At 56.2% G+C, this 4,679-nt stretch carries 3 protein-coding genes; 2 read left to right on the forward strand and 1 reads right to left on the reverse strand.

The window, feature by feature from the left end:
• Window positions 1–162 precede the first annotated feature (162 nt).
• Window positions 163–2,631, forward strand: a complete 2,469-nt coding sequence (locus tag WCI03_15005; protein MEI8141160.1) for a thiamine pyrophosphate-dependent enzyme — start codon at window positions 163–165, stop codon at window positions 2,629–2,631.
• 66 nt (window positions 2,632–2,697) lie between these two features.
• Entirely contained in the window at window positions 2,698–4,209 is a 1,512-nt protein-coding gene (locus WCI03_15010; protein ID MEI8141161.1) for an FGGY-family carbohydrate kinase, read from the forward strand.
• A gap of 83 nt (window positions 4,210–4,292) precedes the next feature.
• Here WCI03_15010 and WCI03_15015 read toward each other — a convergent pair whose 3' ends face one another.
• Window positions 4,293–4,559, reverse strand: coding sequence for a hypothetical protein (locus WCI03_15015; protein ID MEI8141162.1), 267 nt, complete (start codon window positions 4,557–4,559; stop codon window positions 4,293–4,295).
• Window positions 4,560–4,679 lie beyond the last annotated feature (120 nt).

A 4,679-nucleotide genomic window follows, 5' to 3' on the forward strand; every position in this document is an offset into this window, starting at 1 on the left:
TGTCGCTAGTGGCGCCGGAAGTCAGTGGGCAGTGGGCAGTGAGCAGTGAGCAGTGAGCAGTGAGCAGTGGGCAGTGGGCAGTGGGCAGTGAGCAGTGAGCAGTAAACCATTTAGAAGTCAGAATTCAGGTTCCACGATAAAATAGAAAAGGAAATAAAGTATATGCCTAAACATCAGATGATCATGCCGGACGACGTGCGTAAAGCGGGGTTTGTTGAATTCCAACCGATCCCGGTGAACCAGTACAACAAAACGGTCAAGGATGAGTTGAAGCAGTTCGGAAAGGATGAACTGAAGCGCATCCAACGTGACATGGTGATTATCCGGGGCTTCGAGACGATGTTGAACGAAGTCAAGTTGCAGGGTGCCTACAAGGGAATTGCCTACAATCACCGCGGGCCCGCCCATCTTTCCATCGGCCAGGAATCTGCGGCTGTAGGCCAGGCTTATCTGCTGGGTGTGGATGACCACATCTATGGCAGTCATCGCAGTCACGGCGAAATTCTGGCGAAGAGCCTGTCTGCAATCCAGAAACTGGATGATGACTCGCTGCTGAAAATCATGAAGACGTTTTTCGACGGCGCCTGCCTCCGCGTGGTGGAGAAAGGCTTTAATGGCAGCGTGAAGGAGCTCGCCATGGACTTTCTGATCTACGGGGCACTGGCCGAAATTTTCGGACGTGACGTTGGCTTTAACAAGGGTATGGGCGGTTCGATGCACGCCTTCTTCACGCCTTTCGGCGTTTATCCGAACAACGCCATCGTCGGCGGTTCGGGCGACATTTCCGTGGGTGCGGCCCTCTTCAAAAAGGTCAACCGACGTCCCGGCGTGGTGGTGTGTAACATCGGCGACGCCTCCGCGGCCTGCGGCCCGGTCTGGGAAGGGCTTTGCTTCGCCACGATGGATCAATTCAAAGAACTGTGGGACGGCGCGCACCGGGGCGGCCTGCCCCTGATCATGAACTTCTTCAACAACTTCTACGGCATGGGGGGCCAGCCCGTTGGCGAAACGATGGGCTTCAAGATTCTCGCCCGCCTCGGCGCCGGTATCCGTCCGGATCAACTCCACGCTGAACGCGTTGACGGCTTCAATCCGTTGGCCGTGATTGACGCCATCCGGCGCAAGAAGGAAATCCTGGCCCGCGGTGACGGCCCCGTCCTTCTCGATACCATCACTTACCGTTACAGCGGCCATTCGCCCTCCGATGCCAGCTCGTATCGCGAGAAGTCGGAAATCGAAGCGTGGCAGCAGGTTGATCCGCTGGTCACCTTTGCCGACCAACTCGTAAAGGCTAAAGTGGCCACCGATGGCGATATGAAGACGATGCAGGAGCAGGTGGATAGCCTGATCTTCAGGGCCTACCAGAAGGCGGTCGATCTGACGATCTCACCCCGGGCAGACCTGAAGAAAAAGGGCAGCCTGCTGGAACAGACCATGTTCTCCAATCAGCGCGTTGAGAAAATGTCGGATGAAAAACCCGACACCCTCATGGCGCTTGCGGACAATCCCCGCGTCAAGCAGCTGGCCGGTCGCAGCCGATCAGCCTTTGACGAAGCCGGAAACAAGTTGTCTAAAAGTCGCTGTGTGGTCTTCCGCGACGCCCTGTTTGAAGCCATCATCCATCGCTTTTATACCGACCCGACCCTGGTGGCCTATGGTGAAGAAAACCGTGACTGGGGTGGCGCGTTCGCCGTATATCGCGGCTTGACCGAAGCGCTTCCGTACCACCGGCTGTTCAACTCGCCCATCGCGGAAGCCGCGATTGTTGGAACCGCCGTCGGCTACGCCCTGGAAGGTGGCCGCGCCCTGGTGGAACTGATGTATTGCGACTTCATGGGCCGCGCAGGGGACGAGCTGTTCAACCAGCTTTCCAAGTGGCAGTCCATGTCCGGCGGCGTGCTCAAAATGCCGGTCACTGTCCGCGTGTCGGTAGGCTCCAAATACGGTGCACAACACAGTCAAGACTGGGTGGCATTAGTGGCACACATCCCCGGTTTGAAGATTGCCTTCCCGGCGACGCCCTATGACGCCAAGGGACTGATGAACTCAGCTCTGGTGGGCACGGACCCGGTGATCTTCTTCGAGAGTCAGCGCATCTATGACATCCCTGAAGAGTTCCACAAGGGCGGTGTGCCGGCGGATTACTACGAGATTCCGTTTGGGGAACCGGATGTCAAGAAGGCCGGGAAAGACCTGACCATTCTGACTATCGGCGCCACCCTCTACCGGGCTCTGGAAGCCGCCAAAACGTTGGAGGCGAAGTACGGGATATCCTGCGAGGTCATTGACGCCCGCTCAGTGGTTCCGTTCAATTACGAGAAGGTGATCGAATCGGTGAAGAAGACACGCCGCATCTTGCTGGCGAGCGACGCCTGCGAGCGTGGCAGTTTCCTACATACGATGGCGAACAAGATCAGTCAGTTCGCGTTTGATGAGTTGGATGCTCCGCCGGTTGTGGTGGGTGCCCGCAACTGGATCACCCCGCAGGACGAGGTTGAGGATGCCTTCTTCCCGTTCGAATGCGACATCATTGATGCCGTACACGAGCATATCCAGCCGTTGAAGGACTATACCGTCACTCGCGACTGCAGCAATCAGGATCATATTCGTCGCAGTCAGGCCGGGGTGTAACCCAGGGGGCAGGGGGCAGTGGGCAGTGGGCAGTGAGCAGTGAGCAGTGAATAGAGGGCAGTGAATATGAAAACAACACGGGTTTTTGCGGGTGATTTCGGGGCATCAGGCGGCAAATGTTTTGCTGGAATTTTTGAGGGCGGAACCTTCCGCCTTCATGAGATCCACCGATTCGCACATGAATCCGTGTCGTTTTTCATTCCCGATTCAAAGGGAACAGTCACAGAGCGCACGTACTGGGATGATGTGCTCCTCTACCAGAACCTGGTCAAAGGGCTCAGAGAATATCGCCGGACGATTTCAGACACTCTGGACGGGATTGGTATCGATACCTGGGGGGCCGATGGCCAGATGATGACCGCAGAGGGTGATGCGCTTGGAAAGCTCTACGCCTATCGCGATCACCGGCTCGACACGATGATCGAGAAAGTAAAAGCCAAGGTAGGAGCAAAAAAAGCCTATCAGTTAACCGGCATTCACTTTCAACCTTTCAACGTGAGCAACCAGCTCCACTGGTTCATGCTTAACCGCGGAAAAACCCTCAAGGCAGGCTCATATTATCTGCCCGCCCCCACCCTCTTCTATTATTTTCTGGGAGGCGTGAAGTCGGTGGATTCGACCTTTGCCAGCGTCACACAACTCATGGACGCCCACACTAAAACGTGGAGCCCTGAAATCCTGCGCAAACTCAAGATCCCCGCCGCAATCATGCCGCCCATTGTTCCGCCCGGCACGATTACCGGAACGTTGTACGCAGAACTGGCGACATCCGTCGGACTCAACCGTGCCCAGCTGATCGCGGTAGGCGGACACGACACCGCCAGTGCCTTTGCGGCAGCACCCGTGGATAATCCCGCAGAAGCGCTGATCATCAGCTCCGGGACCTGGTCTCTGGTCGGGAAACTGATTCCTGAGGCAATCACCACGAAGGAAGCCCTGGCGAACAACCTCAGCAACGAAGGCGGCATCGGCAATGTTCGCCTGCTTCGTAATTGCATGGGAACCTGGCTGATTCAGGAACTCAAGCGCGGTTGGAAACAATCCGATGGCAGTGACCTCACGTGGGAAGAAATGAATCGCTGGACCAAGGAAGCCCCGTCCTTTACGGCTTTCGTTGACCCGGATGATGAAAGCTTTTACAACCCGCAAGACATGCAGGCAGCCATCATTGAGTTTTGCCGTCGAACCGGCCAAACCGTCCCCAAGGATCGCGGCACCACGCTTCGGGTGGTGTACGAAAGTCTGGCCATGAAATATCGGTATGTGAACGACATCATCGCCAGGGTCTCAGGAACTCCGAACAAGGTGGTTCATATTGTGGGCGGGGGTTCCAAAAACACCATGCTCAACCAATATGCAGCCAACGCGATTGGCCTGCCGGTATTGGCAGGTCCGGAAGAAGCCACCGCCATTGGCAACTGCATGGTCCAAGCCATGGGTCTGGGCCTCATCAAATCCATGCACGATGCCCAGCCGTTAATTCGCGAAGCTTTCCCGATCCGCGAGTACAAGCCTCAGGACGAAGCCCGCTGGACCGACGCCTACGCCAAATTCAAAATACTGTTAAAGAATAATTAACTTTCTCATGATTGTTTTTTCATGATCTTGGGCACGCGGCCCCTTGACCACAACGGCGCGCAAGGGATCGCGCGCCTGCATCATTATTGCTTTCCCCACCACCGGTGCAGGCGCCCGCCAAGGAATTGGCCCAAAAAGAATGATCCGATCAACACAGGGAAAGTACTTAACTGCCAACCCAGGTGAGACACCAACCGGAGTCCAATCACCATAGGCACGGGTAAATGGATCGCCAGAATCCATCTCAATGAAAATCTCCGGACACTGTCCCGCCAGAACCCAAAAGGGATATTAATCACAACGACGGCCGCAGCTACCATCAAAAGTGTCTGATAAAATCCTGTCGTCATGATTCCCCACTGCTCAAGGCCTACTCACTCGGCGCTCGGCGCTCCCCGCTCCCCGCTATTCTCCACCTGCAACTCACTCGGCGCTCGGCGCTCCCCGCTCCCCGCTATTCTCCCCCTGCA

The sequence above is a fragment of the bacterium genome (genome assembly GCA_037143175.1).
Taxonomy (GTDB): domain Bacteria; phylum Verrucomicrobiota; class Kiritimatiellia; order CAIKKV01; family CAITUY01; genus JAABPW01.